Source organism: Pseudomonas sp. BYT-1, assembly GCF_023611805.1.
Lineage (GTDB): Bacteria > Pseudomonadota > Gammaproteobacteria > Pseudomonadales > Pseudomonadaceae > Aquipseudomonas > Aquipseudomonas guariconensis.
In genome coordinates this window covers 2,847,148-2,868,519 of sequence record NZ_CP072559.1, presented here as the reverse complement: position 1 = coordinate 2,868,519, position 21,372 = coordinate 2,847,148, and the positions used below count along the sequence as shown (strand labels likewise).

Here is a 21,372-nt window from a genome sequence, read left to right as displayed (position 1 = left end):
TTTCCTTGGGTTCAGTGGTAGTAGCCGGGGCCGCGCAGGTTGGCGTGGTCGTCCGGCAGCAGGGGCAGGTTGGCTTGAGCCAACGGCAGGCTTTCCAAACCCTGGCGCAGGATCGATTCGAGGCTCTTGTAGCTGCACGCACCGAGGCTGAGGGCGCGACGGCAGGCCAGCTCCAGACGCACTTCGCCATGGGTCTTGCCCAGGCGCAGGATGCCCAGGCAGGCCCGGTAGCCGTGAGTCGGGTGGATGCGCCGTTCGAGGATGTGGCCGATCACGCCGGCGGTGTTCGGTCCGGTCTGCTCGGCCCAGCGGATCAGCCGTTGCGGCGTCCACTCGGCGTGCTCGCGATGGCTCTTGGGCATGTGCTCGGCCTGTGTGCTGTGCCGGCCCTTGTGCGCTGAGCGCAGGTGGCTGGCCACCCGCTGATTGGCGTGGAAGCACTCCACCGTGCGCGCTGTCAGGCGTACTTCCAGTTGTTTCTTCACCAGTTGGTACGGCACCGAGTAGTAGTGCCCATCGACCTCGACGTGGTAGTCGATGTGCACCCGCGCCTTCTTCCACTCGGCATGGACGTAGGGCTGCTCCGGCAGTGGGCGCAGCGCTGGACGATCCAGGGCTTCGAAGGCCGAGTGCCGGGAGCCCGGCAGCTTGCGAAACGGTCGTCGGTTGAGCCGCTCCAGCAACCCGGCGATAGCGCTGTTGAGTTCATCCAGGGAGAAGAACTGGCGGTTCCTCAGCGCGGCGAGGATCCAGCGCTCGACCACCTGCACGCCGACTTCGGCCTTGGCCTTGTCGCGCGGTTTGCGTGCCCGCGCCGGCACCACCGCCACGCCATAGTGCTCGGCCAGATCGCGGTAGCTGGGGTTGATGTCCGGCTCGTAGCGATGGCTCTTACTCACCGCGCTTCGCAGGTTGTCCGGCACCACGATCTCCGGCACGCCGCCGAGGAAGGCGAAGCAGCGGGCATGGGAGCCCAGCCAGTCAGGTAACTGCTGCGACCAGGTGGCTTCGGCGAAGGTGTAGCTGGATGCGCCGAGCACCGCGACGAACACCTGCGCCTGGCGGATCTCGCCGCTGTGGCGGTCGATCACCGGCACCGTCTGCCCGGCGTAGTCGACGAACAACTTCTCGCCGACGCGATGCTCCTGACGCATCACCACGTCCAGCCTGCCCTGCCAGGCCCGGTAGTGCTCGCAGAACCAGCTGTACTGAAAGCCTTTCGGCTGGCTGAGGCGATACTCCTGCCAGAGCAGCGCCAAGGTCACGCCGGGGCGACGCAGCTCGGCGTGCACCCAAGACCAATCAGGCAGTGGCCGCTGCTCACTGGGCACCGCCGGCGATGGCGGGAACAGCTGCTGCTCCAACTCCGCATCGGACAACGAACAGGGCCAACTGAGGCCGCTGGCGGCAAAGCGACAGAGGTAATCGCCGACGGTGACACGACCGACCTGCACACTGACTGCAATCTGGCGAGCCGATAGCCCGACCTCGAACTTGAGACGAAGTACTTCGCGAATCTTACGCATGGATAAACGCTCCACGACGACCTCTCTGCTTCGAAAAAGAGGTCGATGGTAGTGAAGAAATCCTGCGTTACTGCCTGCCCGGTTGAGTGGCCGGATGGCCGTGGAATCAGTGGTCGGATACGCGTGGAATGGGTGGCCGGATCACCATGGAATCGGTGGTCAGATGCTCATGGAATGGGTGGCCAGATGACCGTGGAATCCGCAGGCAGACGACAAAAACGCTCTCTGATAGGGACGCCATTTGGGTCACATCCCCATCTGTGGCGGTCGCCGTGAAGGCGATGGAGGTTATTTCTCTGTTTCGCTCACTACACGCACCTCACGAAGCCGAGAGAGTTCTCGCCGGGCGTTACTTGACCGATTTTTCTTTCGAACCCTGGAGTTCGTTGCGCAATAAAGGTAACCACTCACTGAGGCCGAGCATCCAGTCATATTCCGACTTTTTGGGGCGGTACGGGAAGCTCTTTGACTTAGAACGTTTGCGTATCACGCCTGAGGATTTGAAATTGGCCCGGCTAGCTACCCCTTCATTGCCGGAGGAGTATCAAGCGGGCGCTGTATGGCCGTTGGCTTGGCATCAGTTGCGTAGAACTGGGGCAGTGAACATGCAAGCTTCCGGGCTCGTAAGTGATGCTTCGCTTCAGTACCAGCTCAAGCACGTCACACGAGCGATGAGCCTTTACTACGGACAAAATCACTCGCGGATGCGTCTAGAGGAAAAGGCTCACACTCTGTACGTTCGCACAATGTACGAGACGCTTGGAAGAGAGTTACAGCAGCTTACGAGTGAGCGTTTTGTCAGTCCCCATGGAGACAAACGAAAGGCTGAGATCGTTCGGCTGATTTCGCCAGAGGATGCGAAGAAGATGATTGGTTTGGCAAAGAAAGGCGCGGTCGCCTGTCGCCCGATAATTCTCGGCGTTTGTTCGAGTCGTGAACCTTGTCCGTACGGCGGAATTGACAACATTGCCCATTGCGGGGGTGGTGATTCAGTGGATGCAAAACCTTGCCCTGATGTGCTGTATGACTCAGAACGATTGGGTGCGGTAGATGATCTTGAACACGTACTCAAAGAGCGGCTTGTTACTGCTCAGGATGGAAGTCCGCTAATGGAATCTTTGATGGCTCAACAGCGAAGCGTAGCAAGCTTTCGTCGTGTCGTAGGGAGCGCAAATGGACGTTGAACTCCCTGCTCGCCGCAGCGCGGCTGATCAATATCGTGATGCTTTTGAGCGCCTGAAACTCAATAGGCCACAGCTTCTACCGAAGGGGACACCGGTCACTCAGAACAACGTGGCCAAAGAGGCCGGGAGCGATCCGTCGGCGCTTAAGAAATCTCGTTTCCCGAGTCTCATCGCTGAGATAAAAACCTACGTGGAACAAAATGCGGAGGAGCGACCTCCTTCGTTGAACCAGGTAAATCTTCTCGCCCGCCAGAAAAGCCGCGCCCTGCGTGATCGGATTGAGGAAGTAGCCCGGCAGCGCGACCAACTCGCAAGTTTATTGAGCGAAGCGGATACGAAAATCATTGAGCTGTATGACCGTATCGCTGAGCTTGAGCGGCAGTTGCCTGCGTCAAATATAATTTCGTTGGATCCTCGCGGGCCGAGAAAGCTTTGAGATAACAGCGCGTATGCAGCTAGTCGCCTGGGTGTAGGGACTGGCCTATTCCGACCACTCTGCTGCTCAACCTTGACGCGGCGAGCGGAAGGAACTGAGCGCTCTGCTAGATTGATGAGTCTCAGCCGGCAGCTCCGGGCTAGATGCTTCCTGGCTACTGGCTGCGATCCGCCGATGGAAACAGGCAGCTATCTGCCAAAAGCAGCCCTTCATGCCTATTCATTTGAACGTCCGGTCGTTCGGACTCGCGCACGGACTTAGAGACAGAGTGGTCTTCAACTATGCCGCCATACTTTGACCGATGAGATCAGGAGGATGGCGGCAAGCAACGGGAGCAGGTATGTCGTTGGGATCAGACCTAACAGTTGCCCACCGATGAATGTCCCAATAATGGAGCCTGTTGCCATGACCAAGATGAAGGGCCGTTGAGCGCGAATGATAGAAAAGCTCTGGTCGCGGCTGTAGCGCGTGAAGCCCACAATCATGGTGGGCAGGCTTACAGCTAGCGACAGGCTACCAGCGAGCTTGATGTCAGCTCCGAACAGAAGAACGATTGTCGGGATCAGCAGCTCGCCGCCGGCGACACCCATCAGAGCCGCAACCACTCCGATACCGAAGCCGACCACTATTCCGACAATAGCCAGTAGCACGCCGTGAAACAGGGCCACACCGGTAGAACTTGTCTCGTGCCCAAACAACAGAGCGCCGGCAATACCTACGAGCAGCACTGCCAAAATACGGTACAGGGTTTTACTTTTAAGCTTCGTCGCCCATCCTGCACCGAACCAGGCGCCTGCAAGGCTTCCAGCGAGAAGCGTGACAATAATGTCCCATCGTTCAAAGACTGCCGTGTAGGGAACACTGAATGCTCGGAATGGTAAGGCTGTGGCTACGACAACGAGGCTCATTGCCTTATTGAGGATGATTGCCTCCAGCGCTCCAAAGCCAAACAAGCCAATAAGAAGTGGAAGTCTGAACTCTGCGCCCCCCAACCCGATCAGGCCACCTAATGCACCAATGACCGTACCGCTACCAAATACAGTTATTTTTTTGTTTTCTCGATCTGAAGTCATCGCTAGACATTCGTCCTTAGGTATCGAAGGTGTAAGACCTGAATGCGTAAAAGACCGATTCGAAGGAGCCGATAAAAACATTTCGCCTTTACGTTTACGCGTCCAGAGGTTCCTGTTTGCTGGTCGCGGTTTGGGACATCAGATGTATGGTCTCTCCGCGTAAGCGGATTCTGATCTGCTGCCCCTCCGCCAGTTCGTATCGTTGCGCAAGGTGTCGCGGTACGTGCATCGCAATCAGATCATCACCCGAGCGCAGCAGAGCACGTATGTGTTCGCCCAAGGACAACAGGCGCTCGATTTCAACCAGAACAGTGTTGTCCATCTCCCCAGGCTCATGCTTTTGCGGCATCAGCAGCACGTCAGAGGTTGGCAAACCCCAACCTACAACCTGTCCGACTGGCCACTGTGGTTGCGCACTTACTTTCAGTACCTGCCCACGCCAATCAAGAAGACTATAAGCCGTCGTATGCTCAATAACTCGGCCAGCAAACACATTGCGCATCCCTACCAATCTGGCGACCTCGGTAGTTGCAGGCGCTTGCATCAACTGGTCAGGCGGGCCCTCTTGCAAGGTGCGACCCGCTGCAAGAATGCACATCCGATCAGCCAGCAATGTCGCCTCATCCAAGTCATGGGTAACAAGCACCACCGGCATGCGCAATTCACGACGTAGTTCGGCCAGCTCGTTGTACAACGACTCACGGGTCGCACGATCCACGGCTGAGAAAGGTTCGTCGAGCAGCAGCACCTTAGGCTCGCGGGCTAGCGCTCGCGCCACGGCGACACGCTGCTGCTGACCACCAGACAGTTCATGAGGGCGGCGTTGCGCTAAACCGTTCAAGTGCACGCGTTCAATCAAAGCATGGGCCCGGTTACGTCTCTGCTCTGGTGGAAGCTCGCGCATGGCCTCCATGATGTTTTCCAGCGCATTGAGGTGCGGAAACAGGGCGTAATGTTGAAACACCATGCCGATGCGCCGTTTCGCAGTCGGGACAAAGTGCCGAGTGTGACTATCAAACCAGCTTTCACCATCGCACTGAATTCGACCTTGCTCAGGGGAGTACAGCCCGGCAATGCAGCGCAGCAGCGTGGACTTGCCACTGCCTGAGGGGCCGACCAGCGCAAGCACTTCGCCGGGCTCACATGCCAGTTCGGCATCCAGCGCGATGGGGCCGTCCTGCTGCACCTTAAGGTAGAGGCCTTGTTTGCGCTCAACCATGGCGAGCGCTCCGATTTAAACGCGAAGTAGCAAAGTAGGACAGGCTGATAGCGCCCAGTGAAACCAGCAAAAGCACCAACGACATGAGGGCCGCTGCGCGGTCGTTAAAGGACTGAACGCTGTCATAAATGGAGATGGCGATGGTGCGGGTTTCACCGGGAATACTACCCCCGACCATTAGCACCACGCCGAACTCACCCAGTGTATGGGCGAATGTCATCACCAGCGCCGACAGAATGCCGGGCCATGCCAGGGGCAGCTCGATCCGCAACAATATGCGCCAGGATGAAAGACCACAGCAGCGAGCCGCTTCTCGAATATCCTGACCGACACCTTCAAAGGCCCGCTGCATGGGTTGTATAGCGAATGGTAGGTTGAACACTATTGAGGCCACCAACAGACCTTCGAAAGAAAATGTCAGCTGGTGACCAAACAGTGACTCGTAGCCCTGGCCAACAGGCGAGCGTCTTCCCATCGACATCAGCAGGTAGAAGCCGAGCACAGTCGGTGGCAATACCAGTGGCAACGCCAATAACGCTTCCGTTAGGCTTTTTCCACGAAATGACGACCAGGCCAGTTTACGACCTGCCCATATACCGACGGGCAGGAGGATCAGCATTGTCCAGAAGGACAGCTTGAGAGACAGCCACAATGCTGACCAATCCATGGCTTACTGAGCCTTCTCTTCATTCGGCAAAACAAAGCCGTACTTGCGCATAATGTTGCGTGCAGCGGGCTCTTGGACATAGCGGTAGAACGCCTGCGTCGTTTCATCGGCGCCCTTGAGTAGTACCATACGTTGACGCAGCGGCTCGTGCCATTCAGCAGGGATCAGGGCATATTCGCCGAGCTTACTGACGTCAGGTGCGAGCGCCAGGGAATAGGCAATAATGCCGCCCTGAGCATTGCCCGAGGTGGCAAACTGAGCGGCCTGTACAACATTCTCACCCAGTACCAGCTTGTCCTTTACTGCATCCCAAAGACCGGCATGTTTCAACGCCTCCTCAGCACGCAGGCCGTAGGGGGCATGTTCAGGGTTGGCGATGGCGAATTTTTTGATTCGACCGTCGGCCAATGCAGCCCGCAAATCCTTGAGCTGAACATCGGCTTTCAGGGTTGAGCCGTGAGGCACCATCAACACGATCCTGCCCAGTGCGTACAGAGTGCCCTCATCGACCGTCTTACCTGCTGTGTTCAGCTGCTGAACATATCCCTCGTCGGCGGAAAGATATAACTGGAAGGGAGCGCCCTCGCTGATCTGACGAAAGAAGTTACCCGACGAACCAAATACCAGACGTATCTCTTTGCCAGTGTCAGCCTTGAACTGGGTATTTACTTCTTCCAACGCGAATTTCAAGTCGGCAGCGGCAGCCACGGTGGGTGTGACATCGGCGAAGGCCAGCACTGGCGCGGCTAAAACCAATGAGAGGCCCAATGTCCATTTTCTTATGCGTGTGAGGATCGGCATTCTCAACTCCAAATGAGTGACGGATTGTATACAAAGCGCCGTATCCTTCCATATACAACGATCCTCAGTCCACATCTCAGCGAGAAATTTATGCTTTGTAGGAGTTTTAGGTGACCAGCAAGGCCGTAATTTCGCCCATATGGCTTTCGATTTCAGCCAAGGCGCGAACACAGAGGTCGCGGTAAGACTTAAGCACTTGCTCGCCAGTAGCGGTCAATTGGGTTCCCCCGCCATGACGACCACCGGCTGACGTCGACACCAAAGGCTCCCGAAAGCAGCGGTTCATGGTTTCCACCAGTAGCCAGGCACGTCGATAGGACATCCCTAGGAGACGGGCGGCACCACTTATTGAGCCCGCCTCTTGAATCGCCGCGAGAAGATCAGCTTTGCCAGGCCCGATAGCGATGTCGTCGCCGCAGCGCAGACGAATTTTTAGATCAAGCGTTTTCATGCAAGTGTGAGTCTGGTTCGGATGGATGCATCAAACCATAGAACGACGCCTGAGGCTTACCTTTGATACGCTAATGACCTACGCGACATGGAATAAACGAGCTGTTCCAGGAGGGGTTCAAATTCAGCAAGGCGGAGATACTGCTGATGGATCTGCGGCAGCCTAACGAATTCACCGGCGACCTATTCGCGACATCACAGCCAGAGGCAAGCGGGTGAGTGATGAATGTTTTGGATGAGATAAATGCCCAGTGGGGGCGAGGTACATTGCGGACTGCCAGCGTCCCTGTATCACCTGAATGGGGTATGAGGAGAGAGCTTAAGAGCCCCAGTTATACAACCAGGCTGGATGAGCTTTGGACTATTGGAGCGGGCTCATCTTGGTCACGCTAGCTTTCGTCGCCACAAAATTCGCGTATTTGCCATGGACACCACTTGATCCATTTCTGTGAAAAATGCGTGTGGTCTATGGACATCGGACACCTGATCTAAACCCTGTCAAATATTCATTCAAACCGATGTCCATGGGTTGACATCTTTCCTTTAAGTTGATGAGTTGTTCTGCAGTCTTGATGGCCTACCCGAGCCGATCATTGATGTAGGCCGGGCCATTCAAGCCCGTGTCCTGCAATGGACTGCGCTGCCAGTGGGTGTCGGCATAGGGCATACCAAAACCTTGGCCAAAGCCGCTCAGCACGCCTCAAAGGTGTGGCGAGAGAAGACTGGAGGCGTAGTGGATCTGCGCAAACCAGAGGCGGTCGAATGGCTGCTCCGGCGTATGCCTGTCGATGAGGTTTGGGGTGTCGGCAGTCGCATGCGCGATAACCTGGCACGCGACGGGATCAGTACGGCCTGGGAGCTGTCGCAAGCAGACGCACGGGCAATGGGCCGTAAATACAGCGTCGTGCTCGAGCGTACGATACGTGAGCTGCAAGGCGAATCCTGTATGGACCTGGAGCAATCGGTTGCGCCCAAGCAATCGATTTGCTCCAGCAAGATGTTCGGACAGCGCGTACACACGCTGAAAGGCCTGCAGGAGGCGTTGGCTACGTACATTCACCGTGCTGCTGAGAAACTGCGCATGCAGCGCTCACTGTGCGGTGCTATGCGGATCGGCATTCAGACTTCGTTTCACGGCGATGGGCCGAAGTATGCGAACTCAGCAACGTGTATACCGCCCTACCCCACCGATGACGTACGCCAGTTGACCAAATGCGCACTGCAGGCGGTCGAGCAGATCTACCGGCCAGGCTTCGCGTACAGCAAGGCCGAAGTCTTGCTGATGGATCTGCGCAAGCGAGGGGAGTTCTCGCTGGACCTTTTCAGCCCGGGCCAGCCTGAGCGCTCCGACGCGCTTATGGCCACCATGGATAAAATTAACCGTCGCTGGGGTCATGACTGCTTGCGCACCGCTGCCGTTCCGCTGACGCCGGACTGGGGGATGCGCCGGGCACTCCTAAGCCCCAGTTACATGACCAGCTGGGAGCAACTGTGGCAGGTCAAATGCAGTTGAAGTGCAAAGCATCCTCCAAGAGGGCGGTGGGGTAAAATAAAGCCCGCGCAATGGCGGGCTCGATAGAGATCGGCGGCGTTTTCATCGAACTCAGGGTTGGTGGTCTTCTACCACCGAGTAACCTTCCTCCGGTTCACACAGAATGAAGGACACGCCCCAGTACAGGTGGCTAACGATCAAGCTTTTACGAACCTTGAATTGCATGTGTTCTTCCTGGCGGAACTGGGCCGCACGGGGATGGTAGTGGGGCAGCCAATATTCAGCCCCGAAACTGGCCAACGCCCTTCGTGCAGCGCGAATCAATTGATCGGCAATGTCTTCCTCTTCGAGCGTGAAGGTGAAGTGGATTTCGTCGTCTCGCGGGTCGATGGGCTCCACACGTTCGACGTAGCGAGGTGTGACATTGAGTCCTTCCCAAAGCCCTTGCAGAGCAACGTTCAACTGCTGGAGCTTTTCCTGACGCTGCAAGACTGCCAGGTCCTGGGTTGCTACCTGCATCAACGGCGGGTGCGATTTAAGCGCTGCTGCGACCGCTTCGCCGATTGGGTCTTTGTCCTTCATGGGCTCTATCCTCCTCGATCCTGGGCGCCGAAACCGCCCCCTACTACTGCCGCTGCCCAGCTCGATGGCTGGGCTTGGGCGGTGCCGCTTTCCGTGACTGAATCAGTTGATGGTGATCGACGGTTTAGGCGCTACGCGAAAGACACTTTCGCACTCATCACACTGATAGTCGCCACCCTTAGGGTGCGCCGCATTCGGGTGTTGCTCTACGCGACAGAAAGGGCAGTTCACACGATCAAGCCGTTCCGCGAAGACAACTAATTCCGGCTCTTGCGCGGGTTTGGCGCCGCGGCTGTGTTCGATTGAGGCTTTGAAATCGATGCAGGCGTTATCAGCGATCACCCATACAGGCAATTGCATCAACGCGTCCAGCTCCACCGCATTGGCCTTGGCCCACGACAGCACTTCGTCGATGGTTTTCAGATGGCCGGCCTCGATGGCCATCTTCAAGTCAGTGGCCTGATAAAACCGGCCTGCAATTTCGCTTTTGTCGTCAGCGTCTGGTGTTTTCAATTTCATGGCTCAAACCCTAGATGTTGTGGTCGTCCAACAGCTCAACGGCAACTATATGTTGTGCCGTCCCCCTATGACCTCGGCTCAGCGCTAAGCCTGGGCTTGTGGTGTACCGGGGCGAATTCCCTTAACTGGCTGCACGTTCACGGGCCGCCATTTCCTCGGCGGTTTCAGCGTGCAACTCGTAGAAATCGTGATCCTTCCAAGCCTCACAGAACTCTGCCGAAAGCCCAGTGGCTGCAACCATGAACGCGGTGCAATCAGCATCGCTAAAGACTGGGCGTCCATCCATTTGCTTGATGAAGTGCGGGAACGCCTCCTGATCAGCAGCAACCACATTTGCTGGCACGGCATCGTGAACAAGCCCAATCAGGCTGATGTAACGCCAATGAGCCGCATCAAGCGCTTCACGCTCTGCCTCAGTGGCCTGCTCAAGAACAGCGGTGAATTCGTCTGGTGTCATGGTGGTCTTCATTGGGTATATCCCTGTTACCAGAAAGGCGTCAGTGGCACGGACTCGCGACGGTCAAGTGCGGCTTCGTGTTCGTCATGAAACGCACGATACGTCTCAATATTCGCTTCGCAAAAACGCTCTAGGGCTTCTGGATCTAGGCGAGGGCTGTACACCAGCTCCACCGCATCGTCGTCCATGAATTGCAGGGTGCCATCATCAAACACGCGCAGCACTGGTACTGTCAGTAGAATTTCAACCTCGGTGGTGAACGGCCAGTCACGGGCACCATTCGGGTTGAACTCAAGCCCCTGGAAGTATTTCATTATCTGCTCGGGTGTACGTGCGGTAGGCCGTTGTTCGTACTCGATCTTGACCACACGACCATCGGCGTACACTTCGAAATCGGCACCACACTTGTCACAGGTTTCCGGCCTGCACTCTCCATCCGTCCTGCGGATCACGGAAATTTGGGTGGTGACAGTTTGCTGGCAATCAGGGCACGCCACGTCCCGTGTAGGACCTGCTGGCCAAGGGTGCGCAGCAGAGGTGAGCTTGAAGCAGAAATCATTGCGGCACCCCGCGCAGGTCACGCCATAAGCGTGGATCGGCGACAAAGTAAAACGCCCGTGCGGGTTCTGCTTGCTCCAGGCCGAGGCGTGGAATTCTTCAATGCTGTGACAATGCGGACATGCCACATCGACGCTCGCTGCCTCTGGATTAATCGGTTGCTGCACTTCCAACAAATCGGAATCAAACATAGCTCTTTCCTGCTCGATCCTGGGCGCAACAATTGCGCCTCTCTTATGGCAACGGCCCCACGGGTTAGGCGGGGCTTCGGTGTACCTGGACGTTTCCCTCAGCGCATACGCCGGCGGGGACGATCCGGCGTTTCTGACCCAGCCTTCACCTGTTGCGCTATCCATTCAATTTGGGCTGTATCCAGGCCGGATCGCGTGGCGTAATCGTCCCGGTGCTGGGCAAGGTCTTTGGAAAACTCTAACGAGTTGAAGTCTCGGCCGACGTGGCGCAGGAAGCGGCTAGCGCCATCTTTGCCTTTGTAGGTGGGATGAGAGCCATCCAGGATCAATTTCACTTCCTGAAGCAATTCGTCGTGGTTGAAGGTTTCAAGTGACATTTTGATAATTCCGTATTGTGGCCTGAATACGGAATATAGCACAGACGAATAGGTCTGTGCCCTACCCTTCTGCCTTCGGTCAAATGAGGCTTTTTATAGATCGTGTTGTTAGTAGCAACACTCGACTGTTGCTACTAACAACACCTGAAATGGATCCGCCCACGCCCTAGGAGGATCATGCGTCTACCTTAGATCAGCATTGCCAATTGCCCGGTGGCCTCGATCACCGATAACGACTTTTCGCCCAGAACGCCACTCAACAGCTTGATCACGGCATCGTCATCGCAGTCGTAGTAGGCATCGTCCAAGAGGTTGGAGAGATCCTGAAGTTTCAGACCGTTATCAATGGCCAGCGACAGGAGCCGCGGATCGATGCGGTCATATTTCCCGGTAATTTCCAGGGCTGGATGCTGATAAGCGTTGTTGGCCATGAAGAAGGCGTAAGAAAATCCTTCTGGTGTCACGCTACGAGCATTCTTCGTGGCTAGGCTGCTCCCACCGTACTGCGTGTGCATTTTTGAGCCTTCGGTTGGATAGACCGGTGCAACAGGCAAGTCTGCGTTGAAGCGGCCCCAGATAAGGGTTTTCTTCGTGTACGGTTCACCAAGATCGCAGGGGTTGAAGCTGAGGCGCCATGGTGGCAGACCAGCTAGCTTCTCGATTCGACCTACTGGATTTTCAATCGCCCAGATCGACGGCCGATAGTACTCGACCAGTCGCAGAGTCTGATGAACCAGCTCGATTGACGCAGCAGTGCGCCCATCGAGATCCTTGGCTGCAAAGTGCTTAGCCCCCGAGTTCGCAAAATCGGTGCAAGGACAAGCTGCGATGATCGCGTACACCTCTGCCCCTTCGAAGTCACCGAAGTACTCCATGAAGAACTCAACGTCGAATTTGCTGACGTCTCCTAGCTCTGGGTTGTCTTGAATATCAAACCGGTATACCTGGTAGCCGGCCTCAGCCCAAGGGGCCGACCATTGCCCGCTTTTATCAAACAGCGACAACACGACTTTATCGCTGTTATCGCCCGTCGAACCTTGAGACACGGCCTTTTGTTTCCAGGTGCTGATGACATCAGCAGCATCGTCCAGTGACAGCATGCCGTGAGTACGAGCCTTGGCGCTGAGTCGGATAACCTCACTTGCCAAAGGGGCTGTGAACAGGCGATGAACGCCCTCCTCCGACATTTGCTGGAGAACTGCAGCATATGGGGTTACAAATTGGCTCAATGGCGTTGGTGTAAGTGAGCGCTGATGCTCTGGGGCACTGCTTGGGTAGGATCGGACGGCAGAGAAACCATTCATGCTCTTGCTCCTAGACTGGTGGACCTGCAGGGGAGGTAGCCGCCTCCCCTGCAGGATGTCTAACACAAGAACATTATACACGTACGTACGTACGCATTCAACGAAACGGATGCGAGTGTGCCACGCTGGCCCGTGTTACTTTGTCTGGTACTTTTCCATGTGGCTCAGCACCACTTGTCTATCAGCATGCACCAAAGAGCACGCGGTAAAATCGCCCTCCCACACAGCGGTTGCCCATGTTCCATCAAGCCCTGCTTGCCAGAATGCACCCCACTCGCCGCTTGGCAGCTCTAGCAAGAGCCAGTCTGGAAACGGACATTGCCTAGCCAGGCTCAGAACGTACCTGACGTGATGTGGTTCACTAGGCATTCCCATGTATTTCGCTCCGTTAGCTGATTGAACCCACCCCGATCGGGGCGGGCTTGGCCATGCTCAATTTCGCGTGCCCTGTGTCGCAAATTCAGAGGCATCAATCGAATCAAGGAAAGCTGCGAGCTTATCCATGATTTTCTGAGGGTCCACTTCCTTATCAATTTTGAATTCCAGCTTGCGCCCATTCAAACGAACTGAGCCAACTCCTTGCAGCTTCCGAGGTTCTGTTATCGTGGACTTAGGACCACTGCAAGCAGCAAGCTTCTGCCCAATCATGCGAAGCGCGGCCTCCTGGCCAGTCCCCTTCTCGGCCATCTGAATCACAATGCGATGGACGATGTTCACATCCGCCTTTGAATGCTCCACAAACTTTTTCGCATAGTTCGCTGTAATCAAGTGGGGCTTGGTGTTCAGAATTTCCTTGATCTGTTCGGGCAGCTGAATTAGGTCAAGGCAGCGGTTCACGACTGTGTGATCTACACCAAGGCGTCGAGCCAATGCCCGCTGGCTTTTATCAGCGCCTTTCAGCATATATCGTTGATAGCTCACAGCTTTTTCGTAATCCGTTAGCTCATTTTGGAGGTTGTCGGTGATTGCCAAAAGCATCGCCATGTCGTCTGACATTGGCTTAACATGAGCCATGATTTTGTCGCGGCCCAGCATTTTGTGAGCCCGCCACCGGCATTCACCGCCGATAAGCTCGAAGCGCTCCCCTACAGGCCGGACTGTAATCGGTTTACCCAGGCCCACAGAGTCAATCGAGCCAGCGAGCTCTTCAAGTTTTGCTTGATCGAAGAACATCCTTGGCTGATACGGAGAGGGATCGATCAGCTCAACCAGGACCTCCTCAAGCCATTCGTCCTTGAGTATGAGTTGACCTTCTTGAGCGTGTTGAGCAATGAGTTGCTTGTTATCAACCTCTTGCTCAGATCCCATAGCCTGCTGGAGCATCGCCGCCCTGCTGCCACGGGTACCTGTGGTCGGCGGCATTTCCGTAGGCTTGCGCAGTGATGCCATTGCCGTGCTTGGCTTGCCTGGGTAGTCGGTGGATTTCATAAATCACCCTCCTGTGTTGCTAGTAGCAACACTCCAATATGCTGTTGCTACTAGCAACAAAATCGTTGCGTGTTGCTAGTAGCAACACTCCTGGAACATATGAACCTTGTTGCTAGTAGCAACACTCACTCTTGGGGCTGGGCAGCAACATGGCGGATTTTCTCCATAACCTCGGCATGCACTGCGCGAGCGTTTTCGATGGTGTCCCGGTTTGCACCCTTCCAGAACATCAGGGGGACACCGTCATCGAGGGAGTTCACATAGTCTGCAGAGTGATAAATCTTTTCCTCGGTCACCCGACCTGGGAAAAGCTGGTTCAACCTGTACAGGTTGTTCAGCATCCGAGGGCGCCCCTTTGCAAACATGGTCGGCACTGCTACCAGTTCAGGAGCGAAACCGTATTCGCGTGCGAAACCGGCGCACCAGTCATGCAGTCGCAAGATCGCCTTGAAGGAGAATTTGTCCATCCGGACTGGGCTCATGAGCAGATCGCTTGCGGCTACTGAGTTCTTGGTCAGGCGCGAACCTGCGGGCGCATTATCAAAAATGATGACGTCGTATTGCGATAGGTCGCAGCCTGGAATTTTGCCGGCTTTACCATCTTCAACCCACTTCGCGTACCACATATCCGAGTTATTGGCCGCGTCCAAAGCCACGCCCAGATCTTCTAGCGATGCATCGGCGGGGATCAGGTGGGGGCCACTTTCACCAAAAGGTTTCTTGATGACTTCATCAAGCGTTTTGGGTTGAAACGATCGCATGCGAAGCATTGGGCTGATCAAATGGCCGAGGTGACCATCAACGATGCGGTCAGCAGGGATTCCAAGCTCCTGCAGATCTTCTGGAGTAGCGTCCGGGTCGTAGCCGAGCATGCTCGACGTATCACCCTGGGGATCATTGTCGACCAAAAGAACGCGCAACCCGGCTAGAGAACAGGTAATAGCCTGGCCGACTGCTGTGGTGGTTTTATTGGTGCCACCTTTCGAGATGTAGGTGGACATGACCACCTGACGCGCCAAGCCTTTCAAGTGACCAAGTTCACGGCGAAGTGCTGCCAAATCGAAAAGGTCCGAAGGCGTATAAACCCGAGAGGTGACGGTACCGCGCGGCACGCGACGGATCTCGATGTTGTTTGCTTCTTCGATGTCTTTCAGGCGACGAGTCGTAAGTCCAAAGCAGTCCGCGGCGAAACGGGGCGTGAAAAACAACTCATTGAAATCCACGTAGGTTGCAACATCTTCGACCAATTCCACATTCGAGTTCATAGCACTTCTCCGTTTAGCTGGTTGATTCAGTATAAATCCTGAATTCCTGTTGTAAACCGTGGAATTCAGGTTATTTGCATTTTTTTGTCAAAATACCTGAACCTTAAGGCCGTTTGTGTTGCTAGTAGCAACGATATGAGCGGCCCAAGCACTCGTGCAGGCGCCTACGCCGCAGCAAGCGAAGGCTGAGAGCATCTGAAAGGGAAGGGGAGGGATTTGCGGCAATGAGGCTATAAGCAGGGCTCGTTGCGAACCCGCTTTTAGGGGTTACTTCGTGGGAGGAGTTGGCTCGATGCCCCACATCATCTCAAGTGCCTGCTCGATCAGGAAAGACATAGCAGTGTTTTGTTCGAATGCCTGCTTGCGAAGGCGCTCATGGTAGTCGTCTCGCATGGTGATCGTTTTGGCGCTCCGCTTGGGTTGCGAAGGTGCTGGCGCAGCGTCTTTACGTGATGCCATGAACAGGCCCCCATATGGATAGAAGTCGCGACAATGATAAACCGTTTGCTTATTTATAGATACGTACGCACGTACAATGCGTACGCATCATTTAAGCCCCTTACTGCTGCTCAACCAGCCTCGCACCGCGGCCGTCATTGGCGCCACGCTTCAAGTCGGACAGCTGTTGGATGGTGTCCTGGAGGTTGCGCAAGACATAGGCAGGAAAGCCTGGTTTACCCTCGGAATGACGTACTTTCAAATAGTCGATATGGTCACTATCGAATCCCAAACGCGTAAGACTCAAATCATCGCCCTCTACTAGGGCACGATTTGCGGAGATCATTACTGAATGAGCTTCTTCCAGTTTTTCGATTTCATCATCGATGTGGAGGGTATCGTCGCGATCAACGGACCATAGCGAAATGCGCTTCATGATATTGCTCCTAGACGCTTGGTTAGCCTGGTAGCCGCCAGGCACAACTCGGTGGGTTTCCTTACACACACTATACGTATGTACGTACGCATGCAACACTATTTGTCGGCGATATACGACGACTCGGCTATTTTTTTCTCGGGTGTTGCTGTTTGCTCAGGCGTTCAGCTGCAGCGGCCGCTGCCAAGGCCACTCATCAGAGCAGCCAGGTGGATCGGTGATTTCAGCCACAAGGCGATTGCCTAAAGATGATGACGCTTGAGAAGAGCAGGGGAGGTGGATTCGGCCAGGGCAAATCGATCTTGGCCAATCTTGAGCCTGCGCCTGCGCTGCCGCATAGCGTCCGTGCTGCAGTCCAGCTAATTCTCGAATAGCCTGGTCTTTTCATTCCCCGTTCAAATGACCGTGTTGCTCAATCCTTGATCGCGCCGGCATTCAACTCTCCATGTCGCGCTTTTCGAGCGCAGCGAACCAGTCCATTTCGCCTTTGGCCGCGAGCTCCTCGAGTAGCGATTGCTCATCGCGCGTGTAGAACACGATTCGATGAGGCTTCACACTGGTATCCAACCCCATGTGATAGTCCGGCAACAGGTCACGCTGAATGATCTTGCGGATCTCAGCTCTGTAATGAGTGAGGCTCTGTTTTGAGCCACATTTTTGCTGCAGCGCAACAATGTCCGCGGCCCAAATCATCTTGCTACCCAAGTGCTTACGAGCGAGTTCATACAACCGCCGTTCAAGAGGCATCCGCAGCCCAAAGTAGCGCCGATCAATGCTCATCACTTCAAAATGCAGGAAGGCGTTGTAGATCCACTCTGACAACACGACTTCGCACTCCAACACTCCTTTGCCATTGGATGCGGTCTTGGTGACGGTGTAGTCCTCGATCCAGCCAAACCCTTTCGTCTGCTCTTGACCACCAGTAACGATATTGGTTTCGAGCTGCGTCCCTTTTAATCGCCGAAGCATGTCCAGGACGTTCGAATAGGCGTTCCCACCAGGATCGCGGGATGTACCCGTCAAAAAATCGTATGTGTCGAACTTAACCCGCTTGGAAATTGGCATTCCAGCTTTACGGGCCTCGATGATCTGCGATCCGAGGAACAGCAACAGGTCTTTGTCGAAAACGGTGGCGGCACCGATCACTGGCGGGATGATGCGTACACGCTTGTTCGTACCGGGCTGGCTGTACTCACGTACGCTTGTATCAGGTTTGGTCGACAAGCTGAAAAGCGGGAACTCCATGCTGGCCAGGTCATCCTTAACTGGCCACTCGACAATGTTCGCCTGGAACATGTCGGTCTGTACGTAGGGTACTACGTGCGCCTTTCGCCCTCTCTTGAGTGGCTTATCATCGTCCGCTGCCATATCGGCCATCTTCATCTCGATCATTACGCGTTCCCGCCATTGTACACAGGTAGATAGCGACGCTTGTGCAGCTGCCGACTCACCCTGTGTATCAGTTTTGTGCAGGCCTCATCCGAGGCCAATACGGTTCGTATTTCACCGACACCGTGCTCTCCGCAGATACCCCAGCTCCTCATTGCCACGGTGTGACCGATCAGATCGACGAGGATCCGCAGCTCATAGAAACGCGCACCACGTTCCCATCTCGCGTAGTAGGGTTGGTTGAGGTAGCTGGTTGCAGTCGTTATCATGTCCGAACCCAGACGCTCCTAGACGAGTTCTTTTCTGGTAGAAGCCCGGAACCGGTAGCCGCCGACCGGGCTTCGCTCTGCTTACGGCAAGACTTTATCGTCGTAGAGCATGACCATCTCAGCCATTACACACAGCTCCCCCTGCACCTTGGCCATCAAGCCGCGGCAATCGCCTCGCTCCAGGACACCTGCATCCCACAGTTTGCACAGCTCCGCATAGCTGTAAGTCTGCATCGGCCAGTCACAATGCCGAACGAACGTCCAACCATGGCTATCCCGAAACTCACGGGAATATGAAGCGCCCATGATCACAAATTGTCGGCCATTAACTTTCACCGTTGGAACAGTCGGGACCTTGTCGCCCGCCTCTGCGAACGCTGCAGGGCAAACAGCACCATCCCAGCGGTGAGAGTCAAGCTTATGCAGGTGGACAACGTCACGATGACTGGCCCGAAAGAAACTCGACTCCCACGGTACGAACTCACACCAGCAACGCTGTTCAGCGCTTTTCAGCCAGGCCTGCACAACTATTGAGCCGACGCCAGGAACATGGATGCCCAAGGTTTGCGAGCGCGGTGCGCGGCGCTGCTTGAAACGGCAACCATTCAAGCCACCAGCGTCTGCAAGGAAAGACAAATCTGCCCATTGATCCATGGACACAGGCAATGCCGATCGCCACATAAACGAGCCAGTTTGAACGGTGTCGGTACCGCAGCGCTTTTCCTGAAGCAATGCTTGAAGACATGATTCGATGCTCTGCTCGAACAGCGGTCGGACTTCGGCGGGTACGTCATGCAATCGGGCAGCTGCAGTGTCAAGCATCGCCTTATAGGCATCATGGGTATATTCAGGCGAGCACCAGCTCTCGCTACCGCCGAAAGCAGCTTCAGCGACGGTTTCATCAAAGCTCAAGCCCATTTGCACAGGATTCATCTTCTGCACTCCTAGAGAAATTCAACCCGGTAGCCGCCGGGGAAGCAGGAACGCTTCAGAACAAAGAATAACATACGTACGTACGCACGGAAAGAGCAAATACATTCCACCACGGAGACCTGGTGCAAATGCAGTTGATATCAGCCCAGGTAGTTGAATTCCGGGTCCAGCTCGGGGCTGGGGAGGGGAGGGAGGAGGGGTCGTCAGTGCTTGAAACCCCGAGGCCGATTGCGCAGCCCCTTTTTCATTAAACAGCCTTACCCTTGGCCTTCACCGGCAGAGTCTGGCTCTGGTGATAGGCGGGCATCCAGCGGGTAAGCAGCTTGATCCCATGGAAAGAGCTGCCTTGGCCACTGATCACAAATGCAACTGGGTCCGCCCCCTTGGGGACGCGTCGACCTTCCTTCTTCCAATACCCCGCGGTTTTGACGTCATCAGGTTGTAGTGGCCAGCACGATACATCAGGTTTGCAGTCGTAATGCGGGAGCCCGGGATGCTCGGCTTCTTCGGCTTTCAACCGTTCAATGATTGCTGCTGAACGAGTCATAAACACCTCCCCTCAACAAGGGTTTCCAATTCGCTACCCGCGTGCAGGTAACGGGTGATCGGGTCGCTTCGGAGTCACGCAAGGAGATGCGGGGTGATTTGGGTTAGCCGCTATCGCCGCGCACTCCGCCTCATACGCAGCCTGGTCAGCCGCCTTTTCGTACCTCTGCTGCCCATATCCGACGATGAGGAACGTGCCGATCAGGATCAACTTTGTAGACGTTTTCATGCTGTGTTCACTTCCCTGTAAGTCCATTTTTTAAGGTCGCCTTCCGGGCATCCTTACTTTGGTTCATCAGGTTTGCCGCCAGAAGGCTTCACCGTCGCACTGCTATGCCGGCTTTTGGTCGGGCTCAAGCGAGTCATAAGCTCGCTGTTCTGCCGCAGCACCTCTTGGAGGCCACCGGCAGTCTTGGCCAGCTCGCGGGAGTTCTCATCTGCAGCTTGGCGCCACTTTTCTGCATCAGCCTGCAACGTAGTATGCGAGCGCTGCAGTTCTGCATGTTGAGCACCTAGTGTGGCAACCTGCAACTGCAGGCCATCAGCCTGTTGCTGTTTGACATCTAGTGCCGCACGCACTCGCACCAATTCTTCATTTGCTGCCTCAGCTTGGGCCTGGGCCTGGGCAAGCTTCACCTGTGTATCACCCAATGCCATTTGGCGCTCCTCGGCCTGCTCAGTTACAGACTCAAGGCGAGCCCTGGCCGTAACCAAATTCTCGTTCAGGCTCTCGATCTGCTCGGCGGCAACACCTTTCTGCTGATCCAGCTCTGCCAGGTGGCTGATACGCGCTTGAGAAAGCTCCTGCCTCACTGCAGCGGTCTCCTCGTGGGCAACCCGCAGCTCGTCTTTAAGGTCGTTCGATCGACGTTCGATCTCAACTGCTCGGGTGGTCTGCTCGGCAAGACTCTCGCGCGCCTCTGCCAACTGCTGAGAAAGCTGCTGGTTTTGTTGCGTAAGCAAATCATTGGATCGCTGGACCTCGGCATGTGAACTACGGGCCTGCTCAGCATCAGCCACTGCCCCCTCATACGCATCCGCAAGCTCGCGACGCATAGTCTCATTGTCGCCGCGCTCCAGCTCCCATTTAGCCTCCGCTTCTCGAAGGCTGGCATTTGCTTGCTCCTGCGCGGCGGTCCAAACAATGCCGACTGCCTCAAGGTGGGCTGACTTCACTTGATCCGGCACTGCCACTGCGACAAGAGCGGGCTTGGCGGTCTGCTGCCGCTTCCATTCCTTAAATACCGCTGAGCAAGTATTCATGTCAGCCCGCGCCCGACCCCGGACATCGCTCACAGTCGGAAACTTATCGACGCGACCCAACTGGTCATACAGCTCTTCAATCGCGCTGATGATCCGTGCGCGAACGTCGGGGTTAACGGGTGACAGTTCCATTCTCAGCTCCAAGAAATCAACATAATAAGAATAATAATATTATTCTTATTATTCTTATGCAATGGATCTTCAATGAAGGAAGCTCATTTGCGTGTGCTGAAACATTGCTCCCACCTGATCTCAGACACACGGCGAGTTGGCGGGGCGACCTGATACCTGGTCGGCAACGGGGCCCACGACTGCGTAGAGGGTCTTGGGAATGGAGGTAGGTGCAGGGGGAGGCAACAGCGTGATGATCAAGCTAGTCGTCGCAACGGCCAGCATGAGCAGTTGAATGATTCGGTCGTACATGTGAAGGCACTCCTGGGCCTGGAAGATGACTGGAAGCTTGCCGTCACGACCGATTCGAAATCCTGGTGGGTTTTTTCCGCTCGAATCTGATTTGTCACGACGATGGCCAGGTCAATGATCAACCGCCCACGAACCCATACATTCCG

The 21,372-nt window shown here is 55.5% G+C and carries 23 protein-coding genes and 2 pseudogenes; 5 read left to right on the top strand and 20 right to left on the bottom strand.

All coding sequences use genetic code 11. The features are described 5' to 3' along the window. Positions 1-11 precede the first annotated feature (11 nt). Positions 12-1,526: an IS21 family transposase gene (gene istA / locus J5X93_RS13215; protein ID WP_218816148.1), complete on the bottom strand. Its 1,515-nt coding sequence runs from the start codon at positions 1,524-1,526 to the stop codon at positions 12-14. A gap of 281 nt (positions 1,527-1,807) precedes the next feature. On the opposite strand from istA, the gene J5X93_RS13210 reads away from it, so the two are divergent. Continuing rightward, positions 1,808-2,710: a hypothetical protein gene (locus tag J5X93_RS13210; RefSeq protein ID WP_250342651.1), complete on the top strand. Its 903-nt coding sequence runs from the start codon at positions 1,808-1,810 to the stop codon at positions 2,708-2,710. Then, positions 2,700-3,146 (top strand): hypothetical protein, encoded by a 447-nt coding sequence (locus J5X93_RS13205; RefSeq protein WP_032860787.1) that lies wholly within the window; start codon positions 2,700-2,702, stop codon positions 3,144-3,146. The genes J5X93_RS13210 and J5X93_RS13205 overlap by 11 nt, the downstream gene beginning before the upstream one ends. Positions 3,147-3,421: 275 nt before the next feature. Here J5X93_RS13205 and J5X93_RS13200 read toward each other — a convergent pair whose 3' ends face one another. The 5 genes from J5X93_RS13200 to J5X93_RS13180 form a co-directional block, all read right to left on the bottom strand. Next, positions 3,422-4,219 (bottom strand): sulfite exporter TauE/SafE family protein, encoded by a 798-nt coding sequence (locus J5X93_RS13200; RefSeq protein ID WP_149415146.1) that lies wholly within the window; start codon positions 4,217-4,219, stop codon positions 3,422-3,424. A gap of 94 nt (positions 4,220-4,313) precedes the next feature. Next, positions 4,314-5,438, bottom strand: a complete 1,125-nt coding sequence (locus J5X93_RS13195) for an ABC transporter ATP-binding protein (RefSeq protein WP_149415145.1) — start codon at positions 5,436-5,438, stop codon at positions 4,314-4,316. After that, on the bottom strand, positions 5,431-6,105 hold the full coding sequence (modB, locus tag J5X93_RS13190; protein ID WP_149415144.1) for a molybdate ABC transporter permease subunit: 675 nt from the start codon (positions 6,103-6,105) through the stop codon (positions 5,431-5,433). Before modB ends, J5X93_RS13195 begins: the two co-directional genes overlap by 8 nt. Before the next feature lie 3 nt (positions 6,106-6,108). After that, the gene (modA, locus tag J5X93_RS13185; RefSeq protein ID WP_149415143.1) at positions 6,109-6,906 is read right to left on the bottom strand and encodes a molybdate ABC transporter substrate-binding protein; all 798 of its coding nucleotides are present in this window, start codon (positions 6,904-6,906) and stop codon (positions 6,109-6,111) included. Positions 6,907-7,012: 106 nt separating this feature from the next. Next, complete coding sequence (locus J5X93_RS13180; RefSeq protein ID WP_149415142.1) at positions 7,013-7,357, bottom strand: winged helix-turn-helix domain-containing protein; 345 nt, start codon at positions 7,355-7,357, stop codon at positions 7,013-7,015. A 92-nt stretch (positions 7,358-7,449) separates the two neighbouring features. Between J5X93_RS13180 and J5X93_RS13175 the strand changes: the two are divergent. The 3 genes and pseudogenes from J5X93_RS13175 to J5X93_RS13170 form a co-directional block, all read left to right on the top strand. Further along, a pseudogene (locus J5X93_RS13175) lies at positions 7,450-7,749 on the top strand (DUF4113 domain-containing protein); the annotation flags it as partial. Positions 7,750-7,912: 163 nt separating this feature from the next. Further along, positions 7,913-8,038: pseudogene (locus J5X93_RS28565) on the top strand (hypothetical protein); the annotation flags it as partial. 51 nt (positions 8,039-8,089) lie between these two features. Next, the gene (locus J5X93_RS13170; protein ID WP_250035978.1) at positions 8,090-8,869 is read left to right on the top strand and encodes a DUF4113 domain-containing protein; all 780 of its coding nucleotides are present in this window, start codon (positions 8,090-8,092) and stop codon (positions 8,867-8,869) included. A gap of 90 nt (positions 8,870-8,959) precedes the next feature. On the opposite strand, the gene J5X93_RS13165 is transcribed toward J5X93_RS13170, so the two are convergent. The 14 genes from J5X93_RS13165 to J5X93_RS13100 all read right to left on the bottom strand — a co-directional run bounded on the left by J5X93_RS13165 (position 8,960) and on the right by J5X93_RS13100 (position 20,935). Next, positions 8,960-9,430, bottom strand: a complete 471-nt coding sequence (locus J5X93_RS13165) for a hypothetical protein (protein ID WP_250035960.1) — start codon at positions 9,428-9,430, stop codon at positions 8,960-8,962. A 102-nt stretch (positions 9,431-9,532) separates the two neighbouring features. Further along, positions 9,533-9,949 (bottom strand): hypothetical protein, encoded by a 417-nt coding sequence (locus tag J5X93_RS13160; protein WP_250035942.1) that lies wholly within the window; start codon positions 9,947-9,949, stop codon positions 9,533-9,535. Positions 9,950-10,070: 121 nt separating this feature from the next. Beyond that, positions 10,071-10,418 (bottom strand): hypothetical protein, encoded by a 348-nt coding sequence (locus J5X93_RS13155; protein WP_250035924.1) that lies wholly within the window; start codon positions 10,416-10,418, stop codon positions 10,071-10,073. Positions 10,419-10,432: 14 nt separating this feature from the next. Next, positions 10,433-11,155, bottom strand: a complete 723-nt coding sequence (locus J5X93_RS13150) for a hypothetical protein (protein ID WP_250035909.1) — start codon at positions 11,153-11,155, stop codon at positions 10,433-10,435. Positions 11,156-11,253: 98 nt separating this feature from the next. Then, on the bottom strand, positions 11,254-11,532 hold the full coding sequence (locus J5X93_RS13145) for a hypothetical protein (protein WP_250035897.1): 279 nt from the start codon (positions 11,530-11,532) through the stop codon (positions 11,254-11,256). Positions 11,533-11,720: 188 nt separating this feature from the next. After that, entirely contained in the window at positions 11,721-12,836 is a 1,116-nt protein-coding gene (locus J5X93_RS13140; protein WP_250035888.1) for a DNA cytosine methyltransferase, read from the bottom strand. Between the two features lie 432 nt (positions 12,837-13,268). Continuing rightward, positions 13,269-14,264, bottom strand: a complete 996-nt coding sequence (locus J5X93_RS13135) for a ParB/RepB/Spo0J family partition protein (protein ID WP_250035874.1) — start codon at positions 14,262-14,264, stop codon at positions 13,269-13,271. Between the two features lie 125 nt (positions 14,265-14,389). Continuing rightward, positions 14,390-15,529: an AAA family ATPase gene (locus J5X93_RS13130; RefSeq protein ID WP_250035858.1), complete on the bottom strand. Its 1,140-nt coding sequence runs from the start codon at positions 15,527-15,529 to the stop codon at positions 14,390-14,392. Positions 15,530-15,796: 267 nt separating this feature from the next. Next, a complete protein-coding gene (locus tag J5X93_RS13125) occupies positions 15,797-15,988 on the bottom strand; it encodes a hypothetical protein (protein ID WP_014003930.1) in 192 nt (63 codons plus the stop codon). A 100-nt stretch (positions 15,989-16,088) separates the two neighbouring features. Further along, positions 16,089-16,403, bottom strand: a complete 315-nt coding sequence (locus J5X93_RS13120; RefSeq protein ID WP_250035844.1) for a hypothetical protein — start codon at positions 16,401-16,403, stop codon at positions 16,089-16,091. A gap of 435 nt (positions 16,404-16,838) precedes the next feature. Continuing rightward, on the bottom strand, positions 16,839-17,795 hold the full coding sequence (locus J5X93_RS13115; RefSeq protein ID WP_250035830.1) for a replication initiator protein A: 957 nt from the start codon (positions 17,793-17,795) through the stop codon (positions 16,839-16,841). A gap of 347 nt (positions 17,796-18,142) precedes the next feature. Then, on the bottom strand, positions 18,143-18,994 hold the full coding sequence (locus J5X93_RS13110; protein WP_250035815.1) for a hypothetical protein: 852 nt from the start codon (positions 18,992-18,994) through the stop codon (positions 18,143-18,145). A gap of 247 nt (positions 18,995-19,241) precedes the next feature. Continuing rightward, positions 19,242-19,541: a hypothetical protein gene (locus J5X93_RS13105; RefSeq protein ID WP_250035798.1), complete on the bottom strand. Its 300-nt coding sequence runs from the start codon at positions 19,539-19,541 to the stop codon at positions 19,242-19,244. Between the two features lie 281 nt (positions 19,542-19,822). After that, on the bottom strand, positions 19,823-20,935 hold the full coding sequence (locus tag J5X93_RS13100) for a DNA-binding protein (protein ID WP_250035786.1): 1,113 nt from the start codon (positions 20,933-20,935) through the stop codon (positions 19,823-19,825). Positions 20,936-21,372: the final 437 nt, after the last annotated feature.

What these genes read in the sequence shown, in the direction of transcription:
- istA (WP_218816148.1), bottom strand. Translation starts at nt 1,526, where the DNA reads ATGCGTAAGATTCGCGAAGTACTTCGTCTCAAGTTCGAGGTCGGGCTA.
- J5X93_RS13210 (WP_250342651.1), top strand. Translation starts at nt 1,808, where the DNA reads ATGGAGGTTATTTCTCTGTTTCGCTCACTACACGCACCTCACGAAGCC.
- J5X93_RS13205 (WP_032860787.1), top strand. Translation starts at nt 2,700, where the DNA reads ATGGACGTTGAACTCCCTGCTCGCCGCAGCGCGGCTGATCAATATCGT.
- J5X93_RS13200 (WP_149415146.1), bottom strand. Translation starts at nt 4,219, where the DNA reads ATGACTTCAGATCGAGAAAACAAAAAAATAACTGTATTTGGTAGCGGT.
- J5X93_RS13195 (WP_149415145.1), bottom strand. Translation starts at nt 5,438, where the DNA reads ATGGTTGAGCGCAAACAAGGCCTCTACCTTAAGGTGCAGCAGGACGGC.
- modB (WP_149415144.1), bottom strand. Translation starts at nt 6,105, where the DNA reads ATGGATTGGTCAGCATTGTGGCTGTCTCTCAAGCTGTCCTTCTGGACA.
- modA (WP_149415143.1), bottom strand. Translation starts at nt 6,906, where the DNA reads ATGCCGATCCTCACACGCATAAGAAAATGGACATTGGGCCTCTCATTG.
- J5X93_RS13180 (WP_149415142.1), bottom strand. Translation starts at nt 7,357, where the DNA reads ATGAAAACGCTTGATCTAAAAATTCGTCTGCGCTGCGGCGACGACATC.
- J5X93_RS13165 (WP_250035960.1), bottom strand. Translation starts at nt 9,430, where the DNA reads ATGAAGGACAAAGACCCAATCGGCGAAGCGGTCGCAGCAGCGCTTAAA.
- J5X93_RS13160 (WP_250035942.1), bottom strand. Translation starts at nt 9,949, where the DNA reads ATGAAATTGAAAACACCAGACGCTGACGACAAAAGCGAAATTGCAGGC.
- J5X93_RS13155 (WP_250035924.1), bottom strand. Translation starts at nt 10,418, where the DNA reads ATGAAGACCACCATGACACCAGACGAATTCACCGCTGTTCTTGAGCAG.
- J5X93_RS13150 (WP_250035909.1), bottom strand. Translation starts at nt 11,155, where the DNA reads ATGTTTGATTCCGATTTGTTGGAAGTGCAGCAACCGATTAATCCAGAG.
- J5X93_RS13145 (WP_250035897.1), bottom strand. Translation starts at nt 11,532, where the DNA reads ATGTCACTTGAAACCTTCAACCACGACGAATTGCTTCAGGAAGTGAAA.
- J5X93_RS13140 (WP_250035888.1), bottom strand. Translation starts at nt 12,836, where the DNA reads ATGAATGGTTTCTCTGCCGTCCGATCCTACCCAAGCAGTGCCCCAGAG.
- J5X93_RS13135 (WP_250035874.1), bottom strand. Translation starts at nt 14,264, where the DNA reads ATGAAATCCACCGACTACCCAGGCAAGCCAAGCACGGCAATGGCATCA.
- J5X93_RS13130 (WP_250035858.1), bottom strand. Translation starts at nt 15,529, where the DNA reads ATGAACTCGAATGTGGAATTGGTCGAAGATGTTGCAACCTACGTGGAT.
- J5X93_RS13125 (WP_014003930.1), bottom strand. Translation starts at nt 15,988, where the DNA reads ATGGCATCACGTAAAGACGCTGCGCCAGCACCTTCGCAACCCAAGCGG.
- J5X93_RS13120 (WP_250035844.1), bottom strand. Translation starts at nt 16,403, where the DNA reads ATGAAGCGCATTTCGCTATGGTCCGTTGATCGCGACGATACCCTCCAC.
- J5X93_RS13115 (WP_250035830.1), bottom strand. Translation starts at nt 17,795, where the DNA reads ATGATCGAGATGAAGATGGCCGATATGGCAGCGGACGATGATAAGCCA.
- J5X93_RS13110 (WP_250035815.1), bottom strand. Translation starts at nt 18,994, where the DNA reads ATGAATCCTGTGCAAATGGGCTTGAGCTTTGATGAAACCGTCGCTGAA.
- J5X93_RS13105 (WP_250035798.1), bottom strand. Translation starts at nt 19,541, where the DNA reads ATGACTCGTTCAGCAGCAATCATTGAACGGTTGAAAGCCGAAGAAGCC.
- J5X93_RS13100 (WP_250035786.1), bottom strand. Translation starts at nt 20,935, where the DNA reads ATGGAACTGTCACCCGTTAACCCCGACGTTCGCGCACGGATCATCAGC.